Annotated in this window: 12 protein-coding genes and 3 pseudogenes; 10 read left to right on the top strand and 5 right to left on the bottom strand. The window is 70.4% G+C overall.

Translation table 11 applies throughout. The annotated features are described in order from the left end of the window. Positions 1-114: 114 nt before the first annotated feature. Positions 115-687, bottom strand: a pseudogene (locus ACJ6WD_RS36250) (ATP-dependent helicase); the annotation flags it as partial. A 240-nt stretch (positions 688-927) separates the two neighbouring features. Here ACJ6WD_RS36250 and ACJ6WD_RS36245 point away from each other — a divergent pair. From ACJ6WD_RS36245 to ACJ6WD_RS36230, 4 genes and pseudogenes are all read left to right on the top strand, one after another. Beyond that, positions 928-2,490 (top strand): TIGR02677 family protein, encoded by a 1,563-nt coding sequence (locus tag ACJ6WD_RS36245; RefSeq protein ID WP_376557728.1) that lies wholly within the window; start codon positions 928-930, stop codon positions 2,488-2,490. After that, entirely contained in the window at positions 2,487-3,734 is a 1,248-nt protein-coding gene (locus tag ACJ6WD_RS36240; RefSeq protein ID WP_044379834.1) for a TIGR02678 family protein, read from the top strand. The genes ACJ6WD_RS36245 and ACJ6WD_RS36240 overlap by 4 nt, the downstream gene beginning before the upstream one ends. Positions 3,735-3,817: 83 nt before the next feature. After that, positions 3,818-7,875: pseudogene (locus ACJ6WD_RS36235) on the top strand (TIGR02680 family protein). Then, positions 7,872-9,104 carry a TIGR02679 family protein gene (locus tag ACJ6WD_RS36230; RefSeq protein ID WP_407617364.1) on the top strand — a complete coding sequence of 411 codons (1,233 nt, stop codon included), beginning with the start codon at positions 7,872-7,874 and terminating at the stop codon, positions 9,102-9,104. Before ACJ6WD_RS36235 ends, ACJ6WD_RS36230 begins: the two are co-directional and overlap by 4 nt. A gap of 232 nt (positions 9,105-9,336) precedes the next feature. Here the strand turns inward: ACJ6WD_RS36230 and ACJ6WD_RS36225 are convergent. The 3 genes and pseudogenes from ACJ6WD_RS36225 to ACJ6WD_RS36215 form a co-directional block, all read right to left on the bottom strand. Next, a pseudogene (locus ACJ6WD_RS36225) lies at positions 9,337-10,305 on the bottom strand (IS5 family transposase). A 352-nt stretch (positions 10,306-10,657) separates the two neighbouring features. Further along, entirely contained in the window at positions 10,658-10,894 is a 237-nt protein-coding gene (locus tag ACJ6WD_RS36220) for a helix-turn-helix domain-containing protein (protein ID WP_376558793.1), read from the bottom strand. Between the two features lie 35 nt (positions 10,895-10,929). Continuing rightward, positions 10,930-11,616 carry a hypothetical protein gene (locus tag ACJ6WD_RS36215; protein WP_407617363.1) on the bottom strand — a complete coding sequence of 229 codons (687 nt, stop codon included), beginning with the start codon at positions 11,614-11,616 and terminating at the stop codon, positions 10,930-10,932. An 832-nt stretch (positions 11,617-12,448) separates the two neighbouring features. Between ACJ6WD_RS36215 and ACJ6WD_RS36210 the strand changes: the two genes are divergently transcribed. Then, positions 12,449-15,142: a tetratricopeptide repeat protein gene (locus ACJ6WD_RS36210; protein ID WP_407617362.1), complete on the top strand. Its 2,694-nt coding sequence runs from the start codon at positions 12,449-12,451 to the stop codon at positions 15,140-15,142. Between the two features lie 30 nt (positions 15,143-15,172). Here ACJ6WD_RS36210 and ACJ6WD_RS36205 read toward each other — a convergent pair whose 3' ends face one another. Next, positions 15,173-16,075: a serine/threonine protein kinase gene (locus tag ACJ6WD_RS36205; protein ID WP_376558799.1), complete on the bottom strand. Its 903-nt coding sequence runs from the start codon at positions 16,073-16,075 to the stop codon at positions 15,173-15,175. A 39-nt stretch (positions 16,076-16,114) separates the two neighbouring features. On the opposite strand from ACJ6WD_RS36205, the gene ACJ6WD_RS36200 reads away from it, so the two are divergent. The 5 genes from ACJ6WD_RS36200 to ACJ6WD_RS36180 all read left to right on the top strand — a co-directional run bounded on the left by ACJ6WD_RS36200 (position 16,115) and on the right by ACJ6WD_RS36180 (position 25,513). Further along, the gene (locus tag ACJ6WD_RS36200) at positions 16,115-17,680 is read left to right on the top strand and encodes a PD-(D/E)XK nuclease family protein (RefSeq protein ID WP_376558801.1); all 1,566 of its coding nucleotides are present in this window, start codon (positions 16,115-16,117) and stop codon (positions 17,678-17,680) included. Beyond that, a complete protein-coding gene (locus ACJ6WD_RS36195; RefSeq protein ID WP_407617361.1) occupies positions 17,677-18,801 on the top strand; it encodes a hypothetical protein in 1,125 nt (374 codons plus the stop codon). Before ACJ6WD_RS36200 ends, ACJ6WD_RS36195 begins: the two co-directional genes overlap by 4 nt. A gap of 11 nt (positions 18,802-18,812) precedes the next feature. After that, complete coding sequence (locus ACJ6WD_RS36190) at positions 18,813-22,322, top strand: hypothetical protein (protein WP_407617360.1); 3,510 nt, start codon at positions 18,813-18,815, stop codon at positions 22,320-22,322. Positions 22,323-22,354: 32 nt separating this feature from the next. After that, the gene (locus ACJ6WD_RS36185; RefSeq protein ID WP_407617359.1) at positions 22,355-25,105 is read left to right on the top strand and encodes a pPIWI_RE module domain-containing protein; all 2,751 of its coding nucleotides are present in this window, start codon (positions 22,355-22,357) and stop codon (positions 25,103-25,105) included. 240 nt (positions 25,106-25,345) lie between these two features. After that, positions 25,346-25,513 (top strand): hypothetical protein, encoded by a 168-nt coding sequence (locus ACJ6WD_RS36180; RefSeq protein ID WP_407617358.1) that lies wholly within the window; start codon positions 25,346-25,348, stop codon positions 25,511-25,513. Positions 25,514-26,130 lie beyond the last annotated feature (617 nt).

Genomic DNA, 26,130 nt, shown 5'->3' with positions numbered 1-26,130 from the left:
TGCGGGTGGGGGCATGTCCTGGTTCCGCAGATGCGGAGCGGAAGCCTGTCGGGCCGCTGAGTCTGTCGCGGCCATTCTAGAACAGGCAGTGGATCAAGAGCCTGGCCTCACGTTTCAACTGGTGGACGCGGTGTGGAACCGTACGGTGTCGTGCAAGGCCGCTCGCGCGCCGTCGAAGTCGGCCAGTCGCGCGGCAACGGTGGCCACCGCGAGACGCTGGGGGAGCGCTGCTGAGAACTTCAGGCCGTGTACGGCTCGGTGATCGACATCAGGCAACACCAGCGCGTTTCCGCCGTCGGCATCCGCACGCGCCACTCGCCACATGTCGGGTGTCAGGTCTTCCCTCAGCCGCACGTAGCAGTCCGTCGGTCGTTGAACGGGATCACTGATCGACGGAAGGGTGGCGGCCAGTGTCGCGTTCGCTCGGTAGCCGGCCCACGTCCACCAACGCACATCCGTTCCCAGGCGGGTGATCAGGGAGCCGTCAGCATCCGTGATCTGTGGAGCTTCCTCACGCCACTCGGTCAGGCACGCCTCGGCCCGACGGGTCAGAGAAACCAGGGGGTCTGCTCCGAGAAGTACGTCGCGCATCGAGCGGGTCAAGGCGTACGAGAGACCGGCGAGGGAACCGCCCGTCCATTTGGCGACGCCACCACCGTCGGCCGGCTCGACGAAGGCCCGCTTGCGGCCCCCGCTTCGTCGCTGCGTGCTGAAGAGCTGATTGACTCGGCCATCCGGCGGTAGACAAAGCTCTTGGGAGATCCTAACGGTGGGGCCTTGACATCAGGGGCACCTGCGACGAAGCGGGCAGCGCCCGGGCTTGCGGATGCCGCGAGTGCAGGGCAGGCGCGATCAAGAGCGGTGCGAATCGGTCAAGTACTTAAGTCCCTGCCGATCTCGGAGAACGGTCCGGGAGGATTGCAGGCGATGGACATGACTTCTTCCCGGCCGGAGGGCCCTCCAGCCGGCTACGGGCCCTTCGCGCATCTCACCGCCCCGAACGTGCTGCTCTACCGCTCGGTGATGCGCGCCTTCCTCGTGGCCAAGGAGCGGTTCGCCGTACACCTGCGGCCCGAGGACGTCTACGCCGGGCTGCCCGCCGCCGTACGGCCCGGCGAGTTGGAGGGTGTCGTCGGCGTACTGGACAAGCTGGTCGAGTGGGGGAACCTGCGCGCCGACCCGGACACCGGGCGGGTCACGGCCGTCGAGGACTTCTACCGCAAGCGGTACATCTACCAGCTCACCCGGGAGGGCGAGGCGGCCGAGGAGGCCCTGTCCGCCTACGACGAGGCGCTCGGGCGGCGGGGTGCGCTCCAGGCCGTCGCGCTGCACGACATCGTCACCCAGCTCCGCGCCCTCCTTGTGCTGGCGGCCGAGGAAGCGCCGGATCCGGCCAAGACGCATCTCGCGCTGGACGGGCTCGCCAGTCGGTTCGGGGCGCTGGCCGACAACGCCCGGGCCTTCATGGGGTCCCTGCAGCGGACCATCGACCTCCACGACGTGGCGGAGGAGGTCTTCCTCGCCTACAAGGACCAGCTCATCCAGTACCTGGAGCGGTTCATCCAGGACCTCATCACCCTCGGCGGCCGCATCGCCCGGCTGATCCTGGAGCTGGAGGAGGGTGGCAGCATCGAGGCGCTGCTGTGGGCCGCTGCCGCCCGTGAGGCCGCCGATGCCACCCCGCAGGAGGCCGCATACGCCGAGCAGGCCGCGTACGAGCGGTGGGCCGGCCGGTGGGCCGGGCTGGCGGCCTGGTTCCTCAGCCGGGACGGCCGGGAATCGCAGGCCCGGCTGCTGCGCGGCCGTGCGCTCGGGGCCGTACCCCAGCTGCTGGCCGTCGTACGGTCGCTGAACGAGCGCCGAGCCGGGCGTTCCGATCGCTCCGCCGACTTCCGTACGCTCGCCCGCTGGTTCGCCGAGGCTCCCGACGACGACGCCCGGCACCGGCTTTGGCGCACCGCCTTCGGGCTGTACCCGGCCCGGCACCTCACGGTCGACGCCGAGACGCTGGCCGCCCGCGCCGCCCGTCCCGATCCGGCGTCCACCCCATGGGCCGACGCCGAGCCGCTGCGCATCAGCCCGCAGCTGCGCCGTACCGGCAGCTACGAGCGGCGCGGCAAGCCCCGCAAGGTGGAGGACCGGCAAGAAGCGCGCCGCAGGCTCACCGAGGTGGCCGTCAAGCAGGCCGCGGAGATCGCGGCCGCGCGGGCCCGGCTCGTCACCGACGGCATCACCCGCCTGTCCGGGCTCGGCGAGCTCGACCCCGTCAGCTTCCGGCTCTTCCTCCAGCTCCTCGGGGACGCCCTGGCCACCTGGCGGCCCGGTATGACGCACACGGTGGCCACCAGCAACGACGGGTCCATGGAGATCCGACTCACCGCCTTGGCCGATGGATCCGCGGCCGAGGTCCGCACGCCGGGCGGCGTCTTTCGCGGCCCTGACCACACCATCGAGATCATCGATCTGGCGGAAGGAGACGACGGACTGTGAGTACTCCGCTCGCCGAAGTGCTGGACGGGCAGCATGCCGCGGAACTGCGCAAGGCCGCCCGCGCTCTGCTGAAGCAGCCTCTGCTGCTCGCCGTCGGCGCGTACGCCGACGAGTTCCGTCTCGTCCGGCGGCACGCCTCCGACCTGCGCGAGTGGTTCGACCGCAACACTGGCTGGTCCCTCCAGGTCGACGCCGAGACCGCCCGGCTGGGCAAGATCCCGGCCCACCTCGCCGATGCCACCCACCCCGCCCGCGAGGCCACGCGCAGCGCCGCCCCCTTCCCCCGCCGCCGGTACGTCCTGCTCTGCCTCGCCCTCGCCGCGCTCGAACGCGGCGAGGCGCAGATCGCGCTCGGCCGCCTCGCCGACCAGGTCGTCCTCGACGCCACTGATCCGCAGCTGGCCGCGACGGGCATCCAGTTCACCCTGGACCGCCGCGACGAGCGCCTCGACCTCGCCGCCGTCGTACGCCTCCTGCTCAGCCTCGGAGTGCTGCGGCGCGTCGCCGGCGACGAAGAGGCGTACGTCAGCGGCGCCGGAGACGTCCTGTACGACGTCGAACGGCGGGTGCTCGCCGGGCTGCTCGCGACCCGACGCGGCCCGTCCACCATCCGGGCCGCCACCCTGGACGAGCGGCTCGTCGGGCTCACCGCCGAAACGGCCCTCGACAGTGACGAACTCCGGTTCCGGGCTATGCGCCGCTCGCTGACCCGCCGACTGCTGGACGACCCCGTGCTCTACTACGACGAACTGACCGACGCCGAGCTGGGCTACCTCACGCGGCAGCGCGGTTTCCTCACCGCACGCATCACCGAACTGACGGGCCTGGTGGCCGAGGTCAGGGCCGAAGGCATCGCCATGGTCGACCCCGACGACGACCTCACCGACCTCCGCATGCCGGAATCCGGCACCCACGGTCACGTCACCCTGCTGCTCGCCGAGTACCTCACGAGTGCCGAAGGTCCGGTCGTCTCCACAGCAGACCTTGAACGCCGTGTTGCCGCACTGGCCGCCGAACACGGAGGCTTTTGGGCGAAGTCGGCGCGTGAGCCGGGAGCCGAGGGGGAGCTCGTAGAGCAGGCCGTCAGTCGGCTCGCCGCCCTCGGCCTGGTCTCCCGTACTCCTGACGGGGTGGTGCCACGCCCGGCGCTCGCCCGGTACGCGGTCGGCGAGACCGTCGTACTCGAACCCCGCACAGTCGGCACCGCTCAGGTGCCCGCGCAGCGAAAGGCTCATCAGCGTTGACCCCCCGTGCCGTACTCCCGGTCCCCGCGCGCGCCCGCTGGCAGCCCCTGCGGATCGGTCTCGTCGATCTTTTCCACTACGACGTGGAGGAATTCCACTTCCGCGACGGGCGGCTGCTGCTCCGGGGGAACAACGGCACAGGCAAATCCAAGGTGCTCGCCCTGACCCTGCCCTTCCTCCTGGACGGGGACCTCAGCGCGCGCCGGGTGGAGCCCGACGGAGACGCCGGAAAGAGGATGGAGTGGAATCTGCTGCTCGGCGGAGAGCACCCCTACTCCGAACGGCTCGGCTACACCTGGGTGGAGTTCGGCCGCCGCGACGAGGTGAGCGGCGAGGAGCAGTTCCGTACGCTTCTCTGCGGGCTCAAGGCCGTCAGCGGGCGCGGCATCGCCCGGCACTGGTGGGCGGTGACCGCCCAGCGGATCGACCACGCACCGGCCGGGGCGGTGTCGGAGGGGTCGCTCAGCCTCCTCGACACCACCGGCACGGTGTTGTCCCGGGACCGGCTCATCGAGGCGGTCGCGGGACACGGAATGGTCTACGACCAGGCCAAGACCTATCGCCGGGCCGTCGACGAGGCGCTCTTCGGGCTCGGGGAGCAGCGCTACGGCGCCCTCGTGGACCTGCTCATCCAGCTGCGCCAGCCCCAACTGTCCAAACGCCCCAACGAAGCCGCCCTCTCCCGCGCGCTCACCGAAGCGCTTCCGCCCATAGACCAGGCCGTCATCGCGGACGTGGCCGAGGCATTCCGCTCCCTGGACGAGGAGAAGGAGGAGCTACGGGCCGCCGGCGCGGCCGAGCGCGCGGCCTCTGCGTTCCTCGACCACTACCGGCGCTATGCCCGCATCGCCTCCCGCCGGCGCGCACGCCTCCCGCGCAGCGAGCACTCGAAGTACGAGCACCTGCTGCGCGACCTCGCCGAGGCACAGGCCGAGAAGGCCGCGGCCGAGGAGGAGCGGGCGGCGGCCGACGAGCGGATCGCCGCGCTCACCGAGACACAGGCCCGACTGGAGGCCGTCGACGCAGCCCTGCGTGAGGGCCCGGAAATGCGCAGCGCTCATGAACTGGAGCGGGCCGCCAAGGCGTTGGAACGGTGCGGGCAGGACAGCGCACGCGCACGCGCCGACCGGGAGGAGGCCGCGCTGCTGCACACACGGGCGCTCGGCCGCCTCACGGCGGCGGAGAACCGGTTCCAGGCCGCCGGGCACCGAGTCGAGGACACGCTTCGCCTCGCGCGGGAAACCGCCGAGGCGGCCCGGCTGGACCTGCCCGGGGACGAGGGGCTGACGGCGGCCGAACTGCGTGCCGCTGTGACCGAGGCGACCGACCGCCGACACCGCACCCTCGCGCACGTCGAGGAGCTCGCGGACCGCGCCGAGGCGGCGGCGTCCGAGCGCCGGGCCGCCGCACTGCGGCTCGACGAGACGGAAACCGACCTGGCGCACGCCGCCGAGGAACAGGGCGCGGCCGACGAGACGGTGACGGCCGCGGGCCGGGCCCTGGTGGACGCCGTGCGCGAGCACGCGGGCCGGTGCGAGGAGCTCGCGTACGCCGACCCGGTCGGACTGTTGGACGAGCTCCAGGAGTGGACCCGGCACCAGGACGGGCCCTACCCGGCACGCCGGCATGGATCGGACGCGCACAGCGCCACGGCAGCGGTACTCGCCGACCAGGCTGCGCAATCAGCGCAGCGCGGGGCGGCCCTGGCGGCCCGTGCCCGAGACGCGGAACAGGAACTCGCCGAGCTGGAGGCCGGCGGCCGCCGTGGACCGCAGGCCCCGTACACCCGGAACCCCGGTCTGCGCGATCAGGCGCCCGGCGCCCCACTGTGGCGGCTGGTCGACTTCCGGGACGAGGTCGCGGACCGGGAGCGCGCCGGCCTGGAGGCGGCCCTGGAGGCGGCCGGGCTGCTGGACGCTTGGGTGCGCCCCGACGGCGCGGCCCTGGCAGCGGACGGTCACGACGTACTCCTCGACGCGCGGACGGGTCCGGTCGACGGGCCGTCGCTCGCCGACGTGCTGCGCCCGGCCGTCGACTACGGCGATGCCCAGGCGACCCACGTGGGTGAAGAGACAGTGGGCCGACTCCTCTCGGCGATCGGCCTGGGCGCGGTCGCTGGGGACGCGGAGGCGGGTGCCGGGCCAGGGGGCACCGAGCCGACAGCCGGCACATGGGCGGCTCCGGACGGCCGCTACCGCGTAGGCGTCCTCATCGGTCGGTGGGCCAAACCTGCGGCCGAGTACATCGGCGCGGGCGCCCGGGAAGCCGCGCGGCGCAGCCGTATCACCACCTTGCGCGCCGAACTCTCCCTTCTCCAGGGAGAGGAGGCAGCCGAGGCCGTGCACGCGCAGGCTCTGGAGACCCGGCGCCGTACGCTCGACGCCGAACTGGCCGCGGTGCCCGACGACGGGCCGCTGACCCGGGCGCACGCCCGCGCGGCGGCTGCCGCCGACACCGCGCGCCGGGCCAGGTCCCGTCGTGAGGGACGGGCCGCCGACGCGCTGGCCGCAGCCGAGCGGTCGGAGCTGGCGAGCGCCGAGCTACAGGAGGCCGCCGCCGATCTGGGGCTGCCCCGGACCGGCCGGCGCTGGCCGTCGTACGGCAGGCCCTCGTCGAACTCGCGGCCGTCCTGGCCGCACTCTGGCCCGCCCTGCGCGAACGAACCGAAGCGGCACGGCAGGCACAGGAGGAGCGTGAGGAAACCGGCCGGGCAGGGGAGCGCACCGCCGAAATCGCCCTGCGCGCGGAGGAGGCCGCCCGCGAGGCGGCAGCCGCGGACGAGCGGCTCACCACGCTGCGCTCGACCGTGGGCGCGGCCGTGGCCGAGCTGGAACGGCGGCTGGCGGAGACCGCGGAGGCCCTGCGCGGCTGCGCTGCCGATCAGCGGTTGTCCCAGGACCGCCGCACGGAGGCGGACCGGCGGGCCAACCGGGCCGAAGGCCGGATCGAACAGCTGGAGAAGGCCGTCACCGAGGCTGCCTCCGCGCGCTCCGAGGCCATCGCCGCGCTCCAGCGCTTCACCGCCACCGGGCTGATCACGGTCGCGCTTCCCGAACTTGCCGTACCGGCCGCCGCCGACGGCCCGTGGGCGGCCACCCCGGCCATCGCCCTCGCCCGTTCCCTCGAAGCGGAGTTGTCGACGACGGACGACTCGGACGGTGCTTGGGAGCGCGTACAGCGGCGTCTGAGCGAAGAGCTCAAAACCCTTCAGGACGCGCTGTCCCGGCACGGCCATACCGCCTCGGCCCGGATGGTCGAGGACGGGATGATCGTCGACATCGTCTACCAGGGCCGCGAACGCGCCGTACCCGAACTCGCCGAGGCGCTGGCGGTCGAGGTCGGCGAACTCACCCGCATCCTCTCCGCGAATGAACGCGAAATCCTTGAAACCCACCTCATCACCGAGGTCGCGGGCACTCTTCAGGAGCTGATCGCGACCGCCGAACGGCACGTGCTCGCCATGAACGCCGAGCTGGAGGACCGTCCGACCTCCACCGGCATGACCCTGCGCCTGGTGTGGCGGGCCTCCCGCAAGGCACCTGCCGGCCTTGCCCAGGCCCGTGGCCGACTGCTCCAGACCGCCGACGCCTGGACTCCCGAGGACCGGGCCGCGGTCGGGGAGTTCCTGCAGACGCAGATCGCCCGCCAGCAGACCGAGGACGCGGCCGGCAGCTGGCTGGAACACCTCACGGCGGCGCTCGACTACCGTTCCTGGCACGAGTTCGCCGTCGAGCGGCAGCAGCACGGTCGCTGGGTGCCTGCCACCGGTCCCGCGTCCGGAGGCGAACGCGTCCTGGCGGTCTCCGTGCCCTTGTTCGCCGTGGCCTCCTCGCACTACGCGAGCGCGGCCAGCCCGTACGCACCACGACTCGTCACCCTGGACGAGGCGTTCGCGGGCGTCGACGACGACTCGCGCGCCAAGTGCCTCGGCCTCCTGCACGCCTTCGACCTGGATGTGGTCATGACCAGTGAACGGGAATGGGCCTGCTATCCGCAGGTACCGGGCATCGCCATCGCCCAGCTGTCCCGGGTCGACGAGGTGGCCGCCGTTCTGGTCACCCGCTGGGAATGGGACGGCACGGCTCGTACCCGTCACGAGGACCCGGTGCGCACGCCGGACCCGGAGCCCCTGTGGACGTGAACAGGACTCCGGTTGACGAAGCCCGCCTGCGCCGCCTCCTCGGCGGGCCCGATCTGGCCTGGCTGCTGGAGCGCGTACGCCGTCGGCTGGAGCGCGGACAGTCCCTCACCGGACCCGTCTCCCTGGCCGCGCCGACCCCGGCCCAACGGGCCGCGGCCGAGCGGCTGCTGGGCCGGGCCCCGGGTGATGGCAAGGCGCTGACGGTCCGGCTCGACGCCGTGGACGCCGTGCTGGTCAGATCAGGCGTCAGCCCCGAGGGCCTGACGGTGGCCGTGACGGCGCTCACCGGGCCCGTCGTCCCTCTCGAAGAGGTCCGCCGGAGTGAGGACCAGGCCTGGGCGGAGGCCTACGCTCCGCTCACCGGGCTCGCCGGAGAGGTTCCGTCCCTCGAGGAATGGGTCGGCCGGGTACGCGAAGACGGCCTTGTGCGGCGTCTCGCCCGTACGCCTGAGGCCGCCCGACCGCTGCTCGATCAGGTGGCTCGCGTCCTGCGGGAACTGCCGGCCGAGCCGCCGCGCTCCCTCTCCGTGTTCGCCGCGGACATCCTGGGCAGCGCCCACGCACTGGACGACGGCACACCCCCGGCGACGCTCTGCCTCTCCGGCATCCGTGCCCTCACGGGACATCCGGACGGGGCGGGCGCAGCCTGGCGACGGGCCGCCTGGGCCTCCGCCGGCCTTCTCCGTGACGACGTCTCTTCCACGGTCCTCACCCTCAACCTCCGGGGGACCCCCGCTCTGGACTGGATGGCTGACATGGGGGAACCGTGCGTACTCACCCTTCGCCAGCTCGCCCACCGTCCGCTCCGGACCACACCGCCGGTGGTCCACATCTGTGAGAATCCCGCCGTCCTGTCGGCCGCGGCCGACACCTACGGCCCGGATGCCCTCCCGCTGGTCTGCCTCCAGGGCCAGCCGTCGGCTGCCGCCCTGGCCCTCCTGGCGCACCTCCACGAGCTCCGTGCCGAATTCCGCTACCACGGCGACTTCGACTGGGGCGGCCTGCGCATCGCCACGACGCTGCACCAGCACGTGCCGTGGCAGCCATGGCGCTACACAGCCGAGGAATACCGTGCGGCGGTAGCCGCTGCCGGTTCTGCTCCCCGGCCTCTGACCGGGATGTCGGCTCTGTCGCCATGGGATCCGGATCTGGCGACTGCCCTCGCTGAGCACGGTGTGCGTATAGAGGAGGAGGCTGTTCTGTACTCGTTGCTGGCAGACCTCGGGTAGGACGTGCGGCTGATGAGACATGCGACGTGCCGAGACCGGGACCGACGCCAGGACCAGTGACGCTCGTTTGACGCACGGACCCTCACGAGGGGCTGTGAATGGCGATCCATGTGGCCTTTGACCTGCTGCTTTGCTGGCCGGCCTCGATTCGTACGTGCTCTCGATGACGCATCACGTGGAGTGTGTGCTGATCCTGGAGCGGGTTAAGTAGGGCTTCTGGCCTGCGGTTTGCCTAGGGCGTTTCTGATGGCTCTTGGACGGTGTCGCGGAGCCAGATGACGATCGCTGCGACGGCGAGGGTGCCGTTGAAGATGTAGTCACGTTTGTCGTACCTGCTGGCCACTGCGCGGTACTGCTTCCATTTGCTGACGCACCGCTCGACGGCACTGCGGTGGCGGTACTGGGTCTTGTCGAAGGCCGGAGGGTGTTCGCCGGCCCGGCCCTTGCGCTGGCGGTTGGCCCGCTGGTCCTCGGGCTGGGCAATGGTCGCCTTGATGCCCCGTCGTCGCAGGTAAGCACGGTTGTCGTAGCTGGAGTACGCCTTGTCACCGCGGACACGATCCGGTCGACTGCGGGGTCGGCCCGGTCCACGCCGCCGGATCCGAAGGCCCTCCAGCACAGGGATGAACATAGGGCTGTCGCCCCGCTGGCCTGGGGAGGTCAGCCAGGTCAGCGGGCGGGCCCGGTCGTCGGCCAGCAGATGGACTTTGCTGGTCAGCCCGCCTCTTGAGCGTCCCAACGCCTCACGCCCATCGGCTTCCACACGCGAACCGCCCCCTTGTGCGGAAAGTCCCGCGGCGGCCGGCGGCCGGCGGCGGGCACCGGCCGCATGCTGGTGCGCCCGGCAGGACGTGGAGTCGATGTTCACCGCCCATTCCCGCCTGCATTACACGGTCTCCTTCTGAACGGCCTCAACCAGGGCCCCGTCGGGGTCGGCGGCATCGGCCTCGATCTGTAACTCGGTCAGGATCTGCTGCCAGGTTCCGTCCGCTGACCAGCGACGGTGCCGTTCATAAACGGTCTGCCAGGGGCCGTACCGTTCGGGCAGATCCGGCCAGGGAACGCCGGTACGGGCCCGGAACAGCACCCCGTTGACCACTTTCCGGTGATCCGCCCACTGCCCGCCCGGCTTGCCGTTGGCGGGCAGTAAAGCCTCGATCTTCTGCCACTGCGCGCCCGTGAGCTCATGTCGCCGCACCATAGAACGCACCTGCCCAGCCGGAGCACTGATCCACCCACCCCAGCAAGAGCCATCAGAAACGACCTAGGTCGCTCAGGTATGGCAGACGGTGATCGACTTGTTTCCCAGAGCGTATGGCGTCGGACTTCTGCTGTGTACGGATCCCAAACCCTGCGTCACCACTGGCACTGAGGGTTCTCCTCAGGTCGACCAGGCCACTCCGTAATTGAGCGCGTCATCCGGGCGCGGCGGCTCAGCGGACCACCATCGGCGGATCAGGCGGGGTGAGGAGAAGCCGGGCCGTGTGGCCCCGTGGCGTCAGCCACGGGGCCACACGGTGGTGGGGGATACGAGGAACCCCTCTTCTTGCTGGTCAGCAGCTGGCCCCCGGGCTGTCCGTGTCCAGTTCCAGGTCCACGCTGTACACCGGACGGTCCTCGATCCCCAGGGCGCGCATCAGCTCGGTGGTCGGAATCCTGTACTTACGTCCGACGCGGAGGACAGGGCAGGGGAACTCGTCCTCGCGGATCAGCCGGTACGCGGTCGTCGAGGCGATTCCGAGCGCTCGGGCCGCCGTCCGCAGGTCCACTGCGACCGGCAGGTCGAACATCTCGGTGAAACTAAGTCGGCCCTGTGCCGGGTCCTTCACGCTCGCCTCCCCGCAGGGCGGACCGGCCGGGCGCCCGCGCGGCGCCTGGACTGTCGCTTCCGCCGGGGGGCGTGGTGTGTAGGACGGTTCCTCGTCCTGTCGTCGGTGTCGGCGAAGGCGCCCTTGCGCAGATGCTCCGGGCGCACCCGGAAGCGCAGCGGGGCGCGCAGCCCGTCCGGGCCATCCGGACGGTCAACCCGTACGTCCAGTCCCTCCTCGGCCGGAGCGTCTGCCTTCCCGTCGGACGCGGCGAGGGCGTGGTCCTGGGCGATGCGCTCGACCTGCGTGGAGGGGTACTCCCGCAGGCCGTTGCGGGCGAAGTGCCACGCCCTGGTGCGCGCCGCGTGGATCAGGGAGGAGCCGGATACGCGGCTCGCGGCGTCCGGGGACGCCAGCTCTTCCAAGAGAGCCAGGACCATCTCGGCCTCCACGTCCGACCGGTCGGCACGTAGACGCGTGCAGACGCGGTGGACCGTCCCGGTCAACCGGGGCAGCGCAAGCCAGATCACCAGGAGCTTCCTGGTGCCGTGTGAACCGAGGTCACTCAGCGCGGTGCGGAGCACCTCCTTCCAGACCGCGGTGGCGAACTGCGGGTCGGAGCCCGGCCCGTACAAGGCATCGTGCGTCTCGGTGGCGGTTAGCCGGACCGGCTCTGCCCCCTCGGTGTCCGCAGGAACGGTCACGAGGACCGCCTCGCCGACTCGAGGTTCGTCGAAGTGTCGCCTCACCGAGGCAAACAAACCACTGGATGGTGGGTACATCAGGAAATATCCTCTCTCTGGGCTGGGGGCGGAGGCAGCGGGGCACTGAACGGGCTTAAGTGCTCAGGGGTGGTTGCATCACCCAGATGCGGAAGGAACGGGCATAAGTCCCAGGCGCCCCACTTTGATGCGTACGTATGCGGTGTTGGTCTTGTCGACCAGGAAACGCCGCCTTCGACCACGAGCGTGTGACCGGTGCGGAAGGCCGAGGCCGCTAGCTCGCCGGTCGGAGCAGTTCGGAGGGGTGGGGTCGAGGGTGGGTGCCCGCCCGGGACAGGCACCCACGAGCTGTGGAGCTCAGGTGGTCTCGGAGGGCGAGGTGTCCGGCGCCTCGGTCTGCGGGGTCGCCGGCGTGGTGCCCTCGGTCCGGTCTGCCGCTCGTCGGCGGCGGCTCGGCGGCCAGCCGGGGGACAGGCGCAGACGGCTCGTTCGACGGTTTCGCTGACGGTTGTTCATAGGGCTTGCGGTTCCTTCCTGATCGGTCGATGGATGCGTCGCCGTCTCGCGTTTCTGCGAGCGGCTGGTGCCATCGTGCCCGGGGCCGGCAGGAGGCCGCAGAGCGAAAACTGAGGGAGAACTGAGACCTGGGGGGCGTGAAGGAGTGAGCGCGTGTGAAGCGGCGCACCGCAGCCCACAGATGAAGGGGGTGCCGACGAAGGGGCGGACCATTGCTGCCGGTTCGGAGAGAGGAAGGGCGATGGAGGGGCACGTGCTAGGCGCGGTCCGAGCCGAAGGGGGCGACGGCGGAAGGGACTTGGCAGGTTCGAAGGCGGCCGCACTGTTCGCACTCCTGGTGATATCACCGGGCTGCAGATGCACCAGGAAGGAGATCGCCGAAGTCCTTTGGGAGGGCGACGAGAACGCCGGCGACCGGGTGGACCGTGCCGTCTCCGACCTGCGGAAGCACTTGGGCCGGGAGGCCGTGCCGCATGGTGGCAGGTCGGGTTACTGCACGCTCCGCGTGCCGCAGGACGGAGTCGACCTGCTCCGCTTTCGCGACGGGGTGGCGAAGGCCGCAGGGCTGAACCATCCGGAGCGGTTCGAGCAACTCGGTACGGCCTTGGATGAGTGGGACGGCGACGAACCGCTGAGCGGGCTGACCGAGAGCGGCTTCCAATTGCGCCGGGAGGAGTTGCGAGCCGAGTTGATGGCCGCCGTGTATGCCCGGATGGACGCCGCTTGGAAGTCCAGGGAGGAGAAGTGGCTCCGCGAGGAGACGGAGAAGTGGTTCGAGCGCGCATCGGAACTGCCCCAGGTCTTCCGGTTCTACCTGCTCGCCCACTACGACCTGCCGGAGCGTCGGCGTGAACGGCTCATCGAGGAGTGGACGAAGCGCAACGGAATGCCGGACGCCGACGTGCAGAGCGCCATCGACGAGGTCCGGGGGGTCACCCACCGACCGGGCGGGACGCTCCTGCCGCCTGTACCCGACCAGCTGCCCGGCAGCCGACGCAGGCCGGTCGGGCAGGACGAACTGATCGGCAGCCTCGTCGAGGCCGTGTGCGAGGAACAGGACGACGGCAACCTGGCGCTGGTCCTCATCAGCGGCATGGCGGGTGTCGGGAAGAGCATGGTGGCCCACCATCTCGCCCGTCGGCTGCAGGAGCGGTATCCCGACGGAGTGCTCTACGCCGGACTGAACGGGTTCGCCGACGGAGACCTGCGGCCCGCCGAACCGGACGAGGTGCTGGACGGGTTCCTGGCCGCGCTACCGCCCTACGCCACGGTGACCGGACTGGAGAGCAAGAGCAACGCGCTGCGGTCGGCACTGGCCCACCGTTCGGTACTCATCGTCCTCGACGACGCGCTCAACGCGCAGCAGGTGCTGCCGCTCCTCCCCGGAGACGGCACCTGCGCCGTGATCATCACCAGCCGCAACGACCTCTTGCGCCTGCAGTCCGAGAGAAAGGTGCTGTTCCGGAAGATGGAGCCGCTGCAAGAGGCGGATGCCCTGGAGGTGCTCCAGGAGAAGGTGCGGGTCAAGGACCGGGCGATCTACGCCCAGGCATTCAGCGATCTGGTCCGTCTCTGCGGCCGGCTGCCACTGGCCCTCGCCGTGGCGGCCCGGCTCCTGGAAGGCGGTGCGCGTCCGCTGCGTACCATTTCCGCCCTGGTGCGGGAGATGGAGGAGGAGCGGGCGAAGCTGGACACCTTGCATCTGCCGGAGCACGAACTTTCGGTCCGTGCTGCACTGAACTGCTCCGTACGCGTGCTCAGTGAGGAGGCCCGGTTGCTGCTGTGGCAGCTCGCCGTCCACCCCGGACCCAGTGCCTCCTGGGAGGCGGTGATGGACCTCGGGAGGGTGGCGGGCGAAGGTGCGCGCACCGACCGGGCCCTGATGGAACTCGTGGCGGCCAACCTGGTGGAGCTCCAGGGCGACCGCTACGGGCTGCACGACCTCGTGCGGGCGTTCGCCCGCCAGTACGTGCAGCCGGGGCCGGACGGAGAGACGGCGGAGATCGAGCGGGCGACCGTACGGCAGGTGCTGGAACACCAGCTGCACAACGTCCGCGCCTGCGACCGGGTGCTCGACCAGGAGCGCACGCTGCCCATCGGCGAGCCCGACGGGGTCACGGTCACCGACCCCGCGGAACCGGGACAGGCGATGGCGTATCTGGACGAGGAGTACGCCGCCGTCCAGCGAGGGATCCGATTAGCCATCGGCCAGGGCATTGGACGGTACGAATGGCTGCTTTCGATGGCCCTGGTCACCTATCAGTGGAGCCGCCACCTCCTTGACGACGCGCTGAGGAACCTCTGGTACGCCGCCGACGCAGCGGAATCCGCCGCCGCTCCGGTCGATTGTGCAACGGTCCACCGGATGCTGGCAGGAACGCAGTGGCGGCTCGGCAAGTACGACGCGGCCGTGGGCCACCTGCGGCGGGCCGTCCGCCTCAGCAAGGAGGACCACAGCGAGGAAGGCCGGCTGAGTCTGGCCCGGTCGCTGCACCGACTCGGGCTCACCCTGCGCAAGCAGGGTGAGCGGACGGGAGCGGAGGAAGCGCTATGCCAGGCACTGGAGTTGTGCCGGGAGGTGTCTGACCCGGTCGGGGAGGCGGCTGCCCTGAACGCCCTCGGCGCGCTCCACCACGACCGGGGCGATCACGAGCAGGCGCTCCGCCTGTGCGCCGACGCCCGAGGTGTGGTGGGGCGCACGGGGGAGCGCGGCGGCCTGGCCGACGTGTTGTTCACCCTGGCCAAGGTGCACCTGGCCCGCTCCGAGCGGAATGAGGCCGTCTCCCTGTACCGGCGGGCCTGCGACATATACCGCGAACAGGAGAACTGGCCCAGCGAAGACAAGGCGCGGCTGCTCTTCGCGGACGTCCTGGTGTCCGCTGGCAAGACCGACGAGGCGGTACGGGAGCTGGAGAGAGTCATCGTGCTACGCGAGTTGATGGGCGGCGAAGGCGTACGTGAGGTGCGGGAGTTGTTGGAAGGGTTGAGGTGACCCACCCGGCCGGCGACCGTCGGCTCACCGTCACAGCCGGGGCGGATGGGTGCGGTAGTACTCGGTCGGGTCGGGGCGCGGCCGCTTCGACGGCCGCCGCGAGCCCAGCCGGGGCAGGTAGGGGCGGAGCCCGTCGAATACTTCACGGACATCCGCCGGGCGATCCTCCGCCTCCCACCGGACCATCCGCAGCGCGAGGGAGGCGAACTCAGGGGGAAGCTTGGCGAGCAGGTCGGCTGGCAGCACCGGGCCGCCCGGTTGCGCCCGCTCCTCCAGTCCACCGTAGGGCAGCCGCATGACGGTCATCTCCAGCAGGATGCAGCCGAGTCCGAAGATGTCCGCCCGTGGCGTCAGGCCTGAGGGGCAGGCATCGGACTGCTCGGGGGAGGCCCAGCCACGCGTACCCCGCTCGTGGGATGTCGGCTCACCTGCCATGATCGCGTGGCCCATGTCGATGAGACGGAGACAGCCGTCCGGTTGCACGATGACGTTCTCGGGTTTGAGGTCGCAGTGCACCAGATTCCGGTCGTGCACTTCCCGCAAGATTTCGCACAGCTGGCCGATGACGGATGCGATGGCCCCCGGATGCCTGATGGGCCGGGCCGCCAACAGGACGTTCTGTAGTTGGCGCCCCTCGACGAATTCCATGACCAGGCATCGGCGCCCTCGGTGCGTCCCTGTGGCGATGATTTCTGGAATCGCCCGAATTCCCGTCAGCATCATCATGCGGGAGCCCTCTTCGAGGAGATTTCTGCCGGCCCAGGAGAAATCGCTCTCTGGGCCGAGATCCCGGGGCTTCTGGAGCTTCAACGCCACCCTCTCCCCGTTCCTGTGGTCACGGCCGAGGAAAAGGTCGCCCTGCCCGCCGTCGCCGACCATGTTCAGCACTTCATAGCGCTTTTCCACATTGCCGATCTCCTCGATTTCCCTCATGGTCAACGTTCTTTCCTCCGCGCAGAAATGGAGCAGGAAATGTCACAGCCATGGCTGCCTCCGGACGGGGTGACCCGCGCCTCCCAAGTCATCACGGTATCCGCCGGAATGTTCAAGGGAGGAGAATTCCGGTGCCCCGCCGCCGACGCCCTCAAGACCCGCGGCTACCACACCGCCGACCCCGTACCGCGCCGCCGCGAGCGGTTGGAGCACTTCGCTCTGGCCCCCTTCATGGCCGCCTGCGACGCCCGCTCCAGGCACTCCGGCAACCCGCCCCGGACACGTACCGCGCCCCTGCACGACGGTCTGAGGACCTGGTCGGACCATGGCGTGAAGGCGTACGCAGCGGCCTTCCCCGCCGACCCGGAACGCCCCCTGAACGAGGTCCCCGAGCCATGGACGTACCGCCATCGGCCGTCAGGCCCCGACCCGCGGAACGCCAAGGAGTACCGCTTCACCGTGTGGGGCCGCTGCCTGGCCTCCGCCGACGGTGCCTACCGTGAACTCCGTCTGCCCGTGCACCGCCTGAACCGGGACCTACCACCCGACGGGTTCACCGCCGCCGTTGCTCTGGTGCTGGCTGAGGGCACCCCCGGTCCGCCGCCGGAGCATGTACGGATCGTGGAGTTCGCGCTGTTCGACGGCCGTACGCGAGAGCTCTTCGCAGGCAGCCGGGAGCAGGCGCTCGCCCGGTATCGCGAGCAGGGCCCCGACGCACTGGCGGGCGTACTGGACGGACGGGAATACCGCCCTGGTTCCGCCTGCGGCGGATGCCCCTACCTTTCGGTCTGCCCGGCGCTGCGCGCGGCGCCCGGACTACTGGGCATCGAGGCGAAGGACCGGCCCCGCCGAACCTGGTCGGTGACCAACGGACGCAACTACCGGGCCTGCCCGGCCCGCGATCACATGCGCCGGCTGCACCTGCCCATGGCGGACTCCGTCGAGCGCGAGGTGACGGCCGAGCGTGGCCGAGCCCTGCACGCCTACCTCGCTGACCGGCACAGCCACGGGTCACTTCGACCGTGCACGGTCGAAGTGCCCGAGGAATGGGTGCCGGACGGATTCGATCTGCCCGACCACGAACGGACGCTCGGCACCCGCCTGTTGCGGCGGCACGCAGCGGTCTGCCCGCTGCGCTGCGTCAGGGACCGCACGGACGTGCGGACCGAACCCCGCGTGGTGCGGCACGACACCGCCGCTGACGTGGTGGTGATCGCCGCACCCGATCTGCTCTATCGGGACGTCGACTCATGGGTATGGCGTGAGACCAAGACCTCCGCCACCGCCCGGCGGTCCAACCGTCCTCTGCTGGAGCTCTACCCTCAACTGGCCCTGGCGGTCGTGTTGGTCGCCCGCGGCGACCTGGGCGGCGCTCCGTCCCGTGCCCGGGTCGAGCTGGAGGTGTTGCGCCCCGGTGGTGCAGACCTGGAGATCATCGACCCCTTTGCCTCAGCTAACCGGACCGCGGCGGAGGGAGTCCTGCGGGCGATGGTGGCCGACTGGCACGGGGACGACCGCTACGCGGCCGTGCCCGGACGCTCCTGCGAGCGGTGCGAAGTGGCCCGCTGGTGCTCGGCGTCGCCTGCCACCGAGGCCGCGGCATGAGGGCGGGGGCGGCCTGCCGGGCAGGCCGGCCGAACACCGGGGAGGCCTCCGAGGGAGTAGGGAGCGAAATCTTCCGCGAGCTCGCCCGCATGGTGGCGACCCTCGCCGAGGTCCAGGGGCTCCGCTCGTTCGCCCTGCCTTATCCCGGCCTCGCCCAACGTGCGCTGGACCGCACGGTGATGCACTGCCTCGACGTCGGTGAGACGCCGCCGAGGAGCCTTCCGGAGCTGTGGGAGTGGTGCCGGACCAGGCCGGCGGGCGATCCGCTCTTCGCGGTTCCCGCCTCTCTGGTCACCCCCGGCGCGACACTGGTACACCCGGTGGGCCGGATGCCGACCCGGTCCTGCCTCGAAGTCGCCTCGCACGGGCCGGACGGAGGCGTGGCAGCGCACGCCCACGCGCTTCTGGGCGAGCTGGAAGCGCGGTGCGGAACGGACGAGCGCTATCAGCAGTGCCGGAGGTTCCTGGCCCGCCACCCGGTGGTCCACCAGCGGGACCGCTTCGGACTCGGCTGGAGCAAGGCCGTGTGGAGCCGGGTCAAGGACCTCTACGGGCCACTGCCCGAATCCCTGCTTGTCGACGGGGACTTCCTGGGCTGCCCCTCGTGCGGGCTCCCTGCGCTGTCCCGGGACGGGACCGTGCCTGTACCCGGACCGTCCGCCACCGACGCGGACATCTGGTGCGAGGGGGAGGAATGTCCGCGCGACGCCCCTCCAGAACTGATCCGCGAGCCGGACCAGGCGCGGATCCTGCGGCGTTCGCTGCGGACGTTCCTCGCACTGCCGCACCGGACGGAAGAGGTCGCCCTGGACGCACTGGATCGCGCCGGGATCGACCACGAGGCCCTGTCGGGTCCGCTGTCCGCCTACCGGCTCAGGGACACCGGTCCCGAAATCGTAGACATCCAGGTGTATGACCGCCTGCAGCCGGCCCTCCTGGCCGCGCATCTCACCGACAGCGCACCCCCCGCGGACCGCACCCTGGTCGTGGTCCCTAACGCGCTCGCCGGGCGGAACTGCTACCGGGAGGCCTTTGCCGACGCCCTTCCCGCGCTCCTGCGGAAGCGGCTGGTGCTCACCACACCCGTGGACCTCGTGCCCGACCTGAACGGGCCCGGATAGAGGAGAAGACGATGCGTAGCATCACCCCGCCGCTGAATGACGTACTCCGCGCACTCCAGGCGTTCCTGGGGCCGGCCGCCCCCAAGCCCGCTCTGGAAGCCCTCTGCCAGGTGGAACTCGGCCTGTATCTCCAGCAGAAACTGATGCCGGGCAGCCCCGCGGGCAGCGCCTGGGTGCTGTTCAGCGGGTACGGGTTCGCCGAGGCGCACGGAGTGCCGCTGCCACCGGACACCGCGCAGACGCTGCGTGTCGCCCGGTACTCGCTATGGACGCTGCGCAGGAGCCGTACCTGGCGCGAGGCGCTGGAGAGTTACCAGATGTTCGACTCCAGGGTGCGTGGATACGAAGTGCCGGACACCGAGTCGCCCGCCACCCGCCGCGAACTCTCCGTCGCCGGCGACCGTTTCCCTGCCTACGAGCAACTTCTGCGTGCCGCACCGCCACTGGCGGGCAAGCGCATGCCGGTCGCGGGCCAGGGCCCGCACGCCTTCCCCGTCAGCCGCAGCATGGCCGTGGTCGACCTGCCACCCGTTCCCCACGCCCCTCTCGTCGCCCACGACCTGGACCTGGAACCGGCCGGCGGTGGAGAGCCCTTGATCTTCACCAGGAAGAGCCTGGAGCGCACGGCGGCGGAGATGGACGCCATGCACGCTCGTGCCGGCGAGGGGAGGTCGCCGCGCTGGCTGGAGCGGCTGCGGGCCTTCGACCTGTCCACCAAGGAGAACGGAACGTTCCGCAAGGCCGGCAAGGACGAGGACTTCACGTTCACGGTCGACGGGATCCAGCACCTGCTCGGCATCGTCGGCGCGGGCAAGAGCACGCTGCGCGACATTGTCGCCGTCCATCTCACCAAGCTCGGCAAGCGCACCACCATCGTGGTCACCGACGTCACGGAGGTGCTGAAGCTCGTCCGGCTCTACAACCTCTACACCAACGACGCCGCTGCACCCGTGCTCGGCTCCTCCGGCCGGGAGCGGCACGCCCAGCGGCTGCACCGCCGACTGGCGGGCCGGGGCGAGCATCGGCTGCTTGCCCACGACGACCCCGCCTTCGCCTACCTCGGGACCTCCTGCGTACTCAACGTCAGGCGGCAGGGCGCTACTTCGTCCACCGAGCCGCTCGCCTTCGGCGAGGCACCCTGCTCCCGGCTCCGCCCACCGTCGGACCCCCGGCGTGACAAGGGCGGAGGACGGGCTTCCGAATGGCAGAAGAGGACGACGAGCTGCCCGTACTGGTCCGCCTGTCCCCGACACCACGGAGCCCGCACCCTGGTCAACGCCCTGATCTGGGTGGCCACGCCGGCCGGGCTGATCGACGCCTCGCCACCCCGTCCCCAGAACGGCGAGCGCATCCGCTATCTCGAACTAGCCTGCCGCCGCAGTGACCTCGTGATCATCGACGAGGCCGACCGCGTGCAGATGCAGCTCGACCAGACCTTCGCACCCGCTGTCGTCCTCGCCAGCGACGAGGACAAGGGCCTCATCGACCAACTGAGTCGGCACAAGATCAGGGAACTCGCGGCGAGCGGGCGCACCCAGCTCTCCGAACGGGACGTGGAGACCTTCGCCGCCGCCCTCAACACCGCTGGATCGGCCACCGACCGGCTGTACGCGATGCTCGTCGCAGGGTACGAGCTGCGCAACTGGGTGCGGACGGGCTACTTCAGCGCCTGGACGCTCCAGCTCGGACTGCTCGACGAACGGTACGAACTCCCTGAAAGCAGCGGGCCGGAACACCCGAACCACACCCCCAGACAGGCCCTCGGCAAGCTTCTCGACGCCTTCCGCGACAACCCCTTCGGCGACCGCCACCGCAGGACGGAGGAGGACTTCAGCCGGCTGACCGCCCTCCTCAACGAACTGCTCCACACCGGCAACCCGGAGAACACCCGCCGCCACCTGACCGAGGTCATGGACGAGATCTTCCACCTCGACCCGCAGCACATGGCCGCCCGGAAGCAGAAGTACAAGGAGAAATACGACGAGTGGCAGCGCGAGGAAGAGGGACGGCAGAAGAAACGCGGGCGCCGCCGGAAGCCCAAGCCACCGCCCGAGACCCCCGAGCAGTGGCGGCAGAAGCTCGCCGAACGCTTCGAGTTCACACTGCTGCTCAGCGCCCTGGAACCGCGGCTCGCCATGATCAACGCCATGTGGCCTCGCGTCGAGGCCGCCCTCAGCCTGGGCTACAACACGATGTACCGTCGGCCGCTCGACTACGGCCCTATGGTGCCCGAGGCCCCGATGGGCAACGTACTCGGCTTCCAGTTCCGGGTCCCGGGCGAGGACGAGGGCGGCGTCCGCAGTGGCGAGCTGTCCTTCTTCCGCTGCAGCGGCGTCGGACGTGAGCTGCTGCGCGCCATGCCTCACCTCGCATCCGTCGACGGCAGGCCCGGCGCCCATCTGCTGCTCGTGTCCGGTAGCAGCTGGGCGGGGATGTCCAGCCGCTACCACATCTGCGTCCCGGTCGGTGTGATCATTGAGCCGCCGACCGAGGTGACCGAACGCATCGCGGACGAGAGCCTGATGCGCTTCGAGTTCATCGACGACGGCGACGAGAAGCTGCGCTTGTCGGGAACCCACCCGGACGACCGCCCCGAGAAGCTGCGCCGCATCGCTACCCACCTCGGCGCGGGGGAGTACGAAGCCCCCGAAGGAGGTCCACTGGAGCGGGAGTTGCTCTCCCTTCCCCCGGACCGCAACCAGATCCTCCTGCTGGTCGGCAGCTACGCCGAGGCACGCATCGTGGCCGACACCCTGCACAACCTCAACTCCCGCTGGCGAGACAGCGTGCTGTGCCTGGTCTCGGACGATGAAGAGATCGCTCCGGAGGACGAGGCACCGTCGGCCTACCGTGCCCGGTCACTGCGCCGGGGCGACGTCGAGCACCTGAAGGACCTCGGCGCGGACATCCTCGTGGCGCCCCTGCTGGCCGTGGAGCGGGGCCACAACATCCTCAACGATGACGACGAGGCGGCCATCGGCACGGTCTACTTCCTGGCACGGCCCAATCCGCACCCCGAGGACCTGTCTCTGGCCGTCCACGCCGTCAACGACTGGATCGTCCGCGCCGTCACCGGCGGTGACTTCGACTCCTGGGTACGGGGGCAGGCCACTGTAGAGGAAGGTGCCGACGAGGTCCGCCGCCTCGCCCGTTCGCGCTGGTACCAGGTGCTGGCCCGCGCGATGGCGTGGAGCCGCCTCGACGACGAGGCGCGGGAGCAGGTCACCTGGGACATGCTGGTCGTGATGTGGCAGGTGATCGGCCGGCTGGTGCGCGGTGGCGTACCAGCCCGGGTGGTCTTCGTCGACGCCGCCTTCGCCCCGAACCGCGGGGCCGTACCAGCACGAATCGACACGCCCGCGTCCAGCCTGCTCCACAGTGTGCTGGACGTGCTGGACCCGTACTTCGACGGCGGTGCGAAGAGTGCAGAAGAGCAGTTCATCGTCCGTGCCCTGTACGAGCCGCTCCGGCGCATGCTCACCCGCCTGCTCACCCCTGCTCCCGCCCCGGCCCAACCGTAAGCGCCGAACTCCAGCTCCCAGGAGGCAATTTCGTGTATCACACCATTCGCGTCGCGGCCTACGAGCCCGACCCGCTCCATGGGCCATGGCGGGAGGAGATGAGGGTGCTGCGGCTCGGCGAGGAGTTGCACACCGAACTCGCCAGGATGCACGCCGCCGCCGGCAAGGGCTCCGTCCGCCCCGACCGACTCCCCGTACGCAGGCTCAACTCCCTGCTGCAAGCGATGGCCCCGGGTGTCATCGCAACCGGCCGCAACGCCGGAAAGGACGGCCGCCTGCCGTGGCTCTACGCGCGGGAATTCGTCCCGCCAGAGGTGACGGCCCCGGTGATCGGTGCCTGGGCGGCGGGCATGTACCGGGAGGAGGACGACACCGAAGGCACCGATCTGGAGGAGAGGCTCCGCTCCGACGACCCGGCCGAGGTTGTCCAGCTGCCACGCTGGGAGACCGAATCGGTCGACTTCGCCGAGACCGTGACCTCGGCGGGCGGAACCGCCGAACCCGCCCCACGGCTCTACAGCCTGCTGCCCGAGTGGATCGCCTTCCGGCTGGCCGTCCGGACGTTCCGTACCGGGGGCACCACACTCCACTTCCGAGTCGAGAGCTCGGGCAACGGTGCGCGACTCGTCTCTTGGCCGCCCCAACGGTACGAGCGGCGTGGGCAGACCTGGTATTACTCGGCCTGCCTCAACATCACCGTCCACACCGTGCCGTTCGCCCCACGGTTCCGTGTCCATGTGTCCACCCAGGTACGCCGGTGGGCCACCCGGCTTGACGTACGCCCCCACCAACTCGGCGGCACGACAGTGCTCCTCGATGCTCCGCTGCCGTGGCCGGGAGGGCCGGACCGGGGCCACCGGCTGATGGTGAACACCCTCGGCTACGACCGACGGATGAAGGAACTTGCCTGGCGCCACCACAGCCCCGTACCCCTCCTGCCTGAACTGGATATCGTACGCAACTACCCGCAACCTGCTGAGCTCTTCGCCCACCCGGATCGCTGGATCAACGGGTCCGGGGACGTTGCCGCCGGCATCGTCTACCACCCGTCGATCGGCCCACACGAGGTCGGGCCCGGACTGATGCCACGGGAGCGGGCGGATCTGGATGCCTGGGTCGAAGAAGGGTTGCGCCCCATGCTGACCAGGGTCCCCGACCTCACGCGGGTGACCCGCAGCAACACCCCCTCGCTGTTGCCTCGTTCGGGTGCCGGACGTGGTCCGGGCGTCCGTGACGCGCAGCTGGCCTTGCAGCGGCGGGCCGCGCTGGCACGCGCACTGGACGGCCGTCCCCTGGAGATCGATGTCTTCTGGCAGTCCCCGGAGACCCGTGCTGCACTGCTCGCAGAACTACCGAAGCTCATTGGCTTCCCTCCCGGGGAGAGGCTGGGGCCTGCCGACGACGACACCTGGCGGTGGCGAGGCGAGGGGATCGAGATCCGCGTGCGAGCCCGGCCCGCGGGGCCCCTGGCCGATGCCCTGCCGGTCTCCCGGGAGCGAAGGCGCCCCAGGGCCGTCCGACTGGCTGAAGCCATCGAGGGACGCTGCCGGCTCGTGGCGGACCGAATGGTCCCGCGACCCGACGGAGCCGGAGTCGTGATCGCAGAGATCGCCGGCAAGGAGCGCTTCGCCGCCGTCCCCGACTCCGACCCCAAGCACGCGCTGCGCATCGCCTTGGCGCGACAAGGCCGGCTGAGCCAGTTCGTCAACCTGTCCGACGACACCGACAGCAGTCTGGAGCACCGGGCCAGGTGGACCTGGCTGGACGCCTTTCGGCAGCTCGGCGCCATCAGCCCGCCCGCCCACCGGGTGGGAGCCGGAGTTCCGGGTGACCTCCAGTACGCAGCGCTCTGGCTCGTACGCCACACCAGGAAGGGCCCCACGCGGTGCCCCGTCCGCCGGCTGGTTGCGGTGCGGGTTCGCCCCGGGGACGGCCCGGGCGTCATCGAGGGGTGGGACGCCGAGCGCTCCGAATGGGCGCCGTACCCGAAGATGCTGCTGCGGCTCTCCGAGGCAGTGGAACCGGTGGCGGAGGAGGGGGCGGATACGGGAGGCCCTGGCGATGGCTCGGCCGCCCGGGAAGGCATCCGGCCCGCTGCCCGCTCGGGCGTGGAGCAGCACAGGCAGCAGGAGACCGAGCGGCAGATCCGCGCGCTGCTCTTCCAACTCCGCGACCGCCCGACGCTCCTGCTGGCGGACGCTGGCAACCTGCGGCAGTGCTGGCCTGGCCTGCGCAACGGTGAACTGGACCGCGACATGCTCGGCTTCGGCACCGAACCCGCCCAGCGCCACACGCTCTACGGCGACGATCTGCGGGTTGTGCTCGTACGCGACGCCAATGCGCGGGAGGAAGTAGCGGAGTGGTACGCCCATGACGCCAAGAACAGGGTCGGCTTCTCCGAGGGAGTTTGGGGGACGACGGAGCCGGAGAGCCGTGTCTTCGCGAGTACGGCCTCGACTCCACACACGGTGGCGAAACTGCCGAAGGGACTCATGAAGCTGGCGCCGACTGCACAGGGCCGGACCGCACCCGGGAAGACCGCCTGGAATCCCGGGCAGCTGGAGGTCACCGTGCTCGGCTGCCTGTCGGAGAAGGCGCTGGCGGACTCGGGGCGTGAAGGGGACCTGCCCGACCGGCCCGCGGAGTGGGCGACGCTCACGCACCAGTTGCGCTACCACGACGACTACCCACCGCTCGCCCGGCCTCTCCCGCTGCACCTGGCCCGTCTAGCCGGTCAGTACGTGCTTCCGGTGGCCGGAACGAAGGAGGAGGAGAGCACGTGATCCGCCCCATGAGCGAGTCGCCGCCGGAATGGGGAGCCCGAACGAACGACGCTGTCAAGGTCACCGTGCGTCCGTCGCAGAGATTACGACGTGGCGGGTGCTGAACGTGCGCGGACCGCGGCTCGGTATCCCGGCGGATCCGCGAGCTGGCGCAGTACGTTTACAGCGCGCGCTCATCGAGGTCGGTTGGCGCCTGCGGGGCCGAGACTACGGAAGGTAGTCGACTGGGAACTCAAGGTTGTGGACGAGATGATCACCGCGTCCGAGTTTCAGGGGCGGGCACGGATCGAACTTCTGGCGACAGCCCATGCGGCCGCCCGCCCCTCACGCGCTCTCAACGGCCGCGTGGAGGTCCTGCTCGACGAGGACATCGGAAACCAGGGAGTCGCACACAAGAGCGTCCTCTAGCTCACCGAGGCCCCGAGCAGTACAGCGCCCCCGGACCGGTTGCCGCCCGCTCAGCAACCACCGCTCTCGCCTTGGCCCGGCGACTTCGCCCGGCTGGTGGACCAGATCACCTCTGCAGCGAGGGCTTGGCGCCGCGATTGGAGGACATCCTTTCCGGTTCAAGGTCTGCGCGCCGCTGGACGAGGTGCCCGAAGCCACCCAGCACGGCGAGCGACGAGGGTTCGGCACTGTCGCACGGTTGAAGATCCGCTCGCAGCCAGGTGAGCCCGGACCCAGCTCGGTGAGAAGAGGCACCAGTGCCCGCTTGGGCTCCGGCGCCCCAGCGGTCCGGATAGGCCCCAACGACTGCGAGCGGACCCCCGAGTCGCGTCGCACCCCTGGGATCGTGTAGATTCCTCGAGTTGCCCCGGAGCCCACAGGTCCCGCGGCAGCCAATCCCGCCGCTTCAGCGGCACACCACTACTGAACGGCCCGTCACCGGGAACGATTTCGGCATGCCGAAATTCGGACCGGGACTCGATTATGAGTCACTGAGGGAATCCGCTAAAGTAGTGGACACGCCGAAAGGCAAATCATTCCGACAAGAATTCGGAGCCGAATTCGAGACGGTTGCGCCT

Source organism: Streptomyces sp. VTCC 41912 (assembly GCF_045799175.1).
GTDB classification, from domain to species: domain Bacteria; phylum Actinomycetota; class Actinomycetes; order Streptomycetales; family Streptomycetaceae; genus Streptomyces; species Streptomyces albulus_C.
This window is presented reverse-complemented; position numbering and strand designations above follow the sequence as displayed.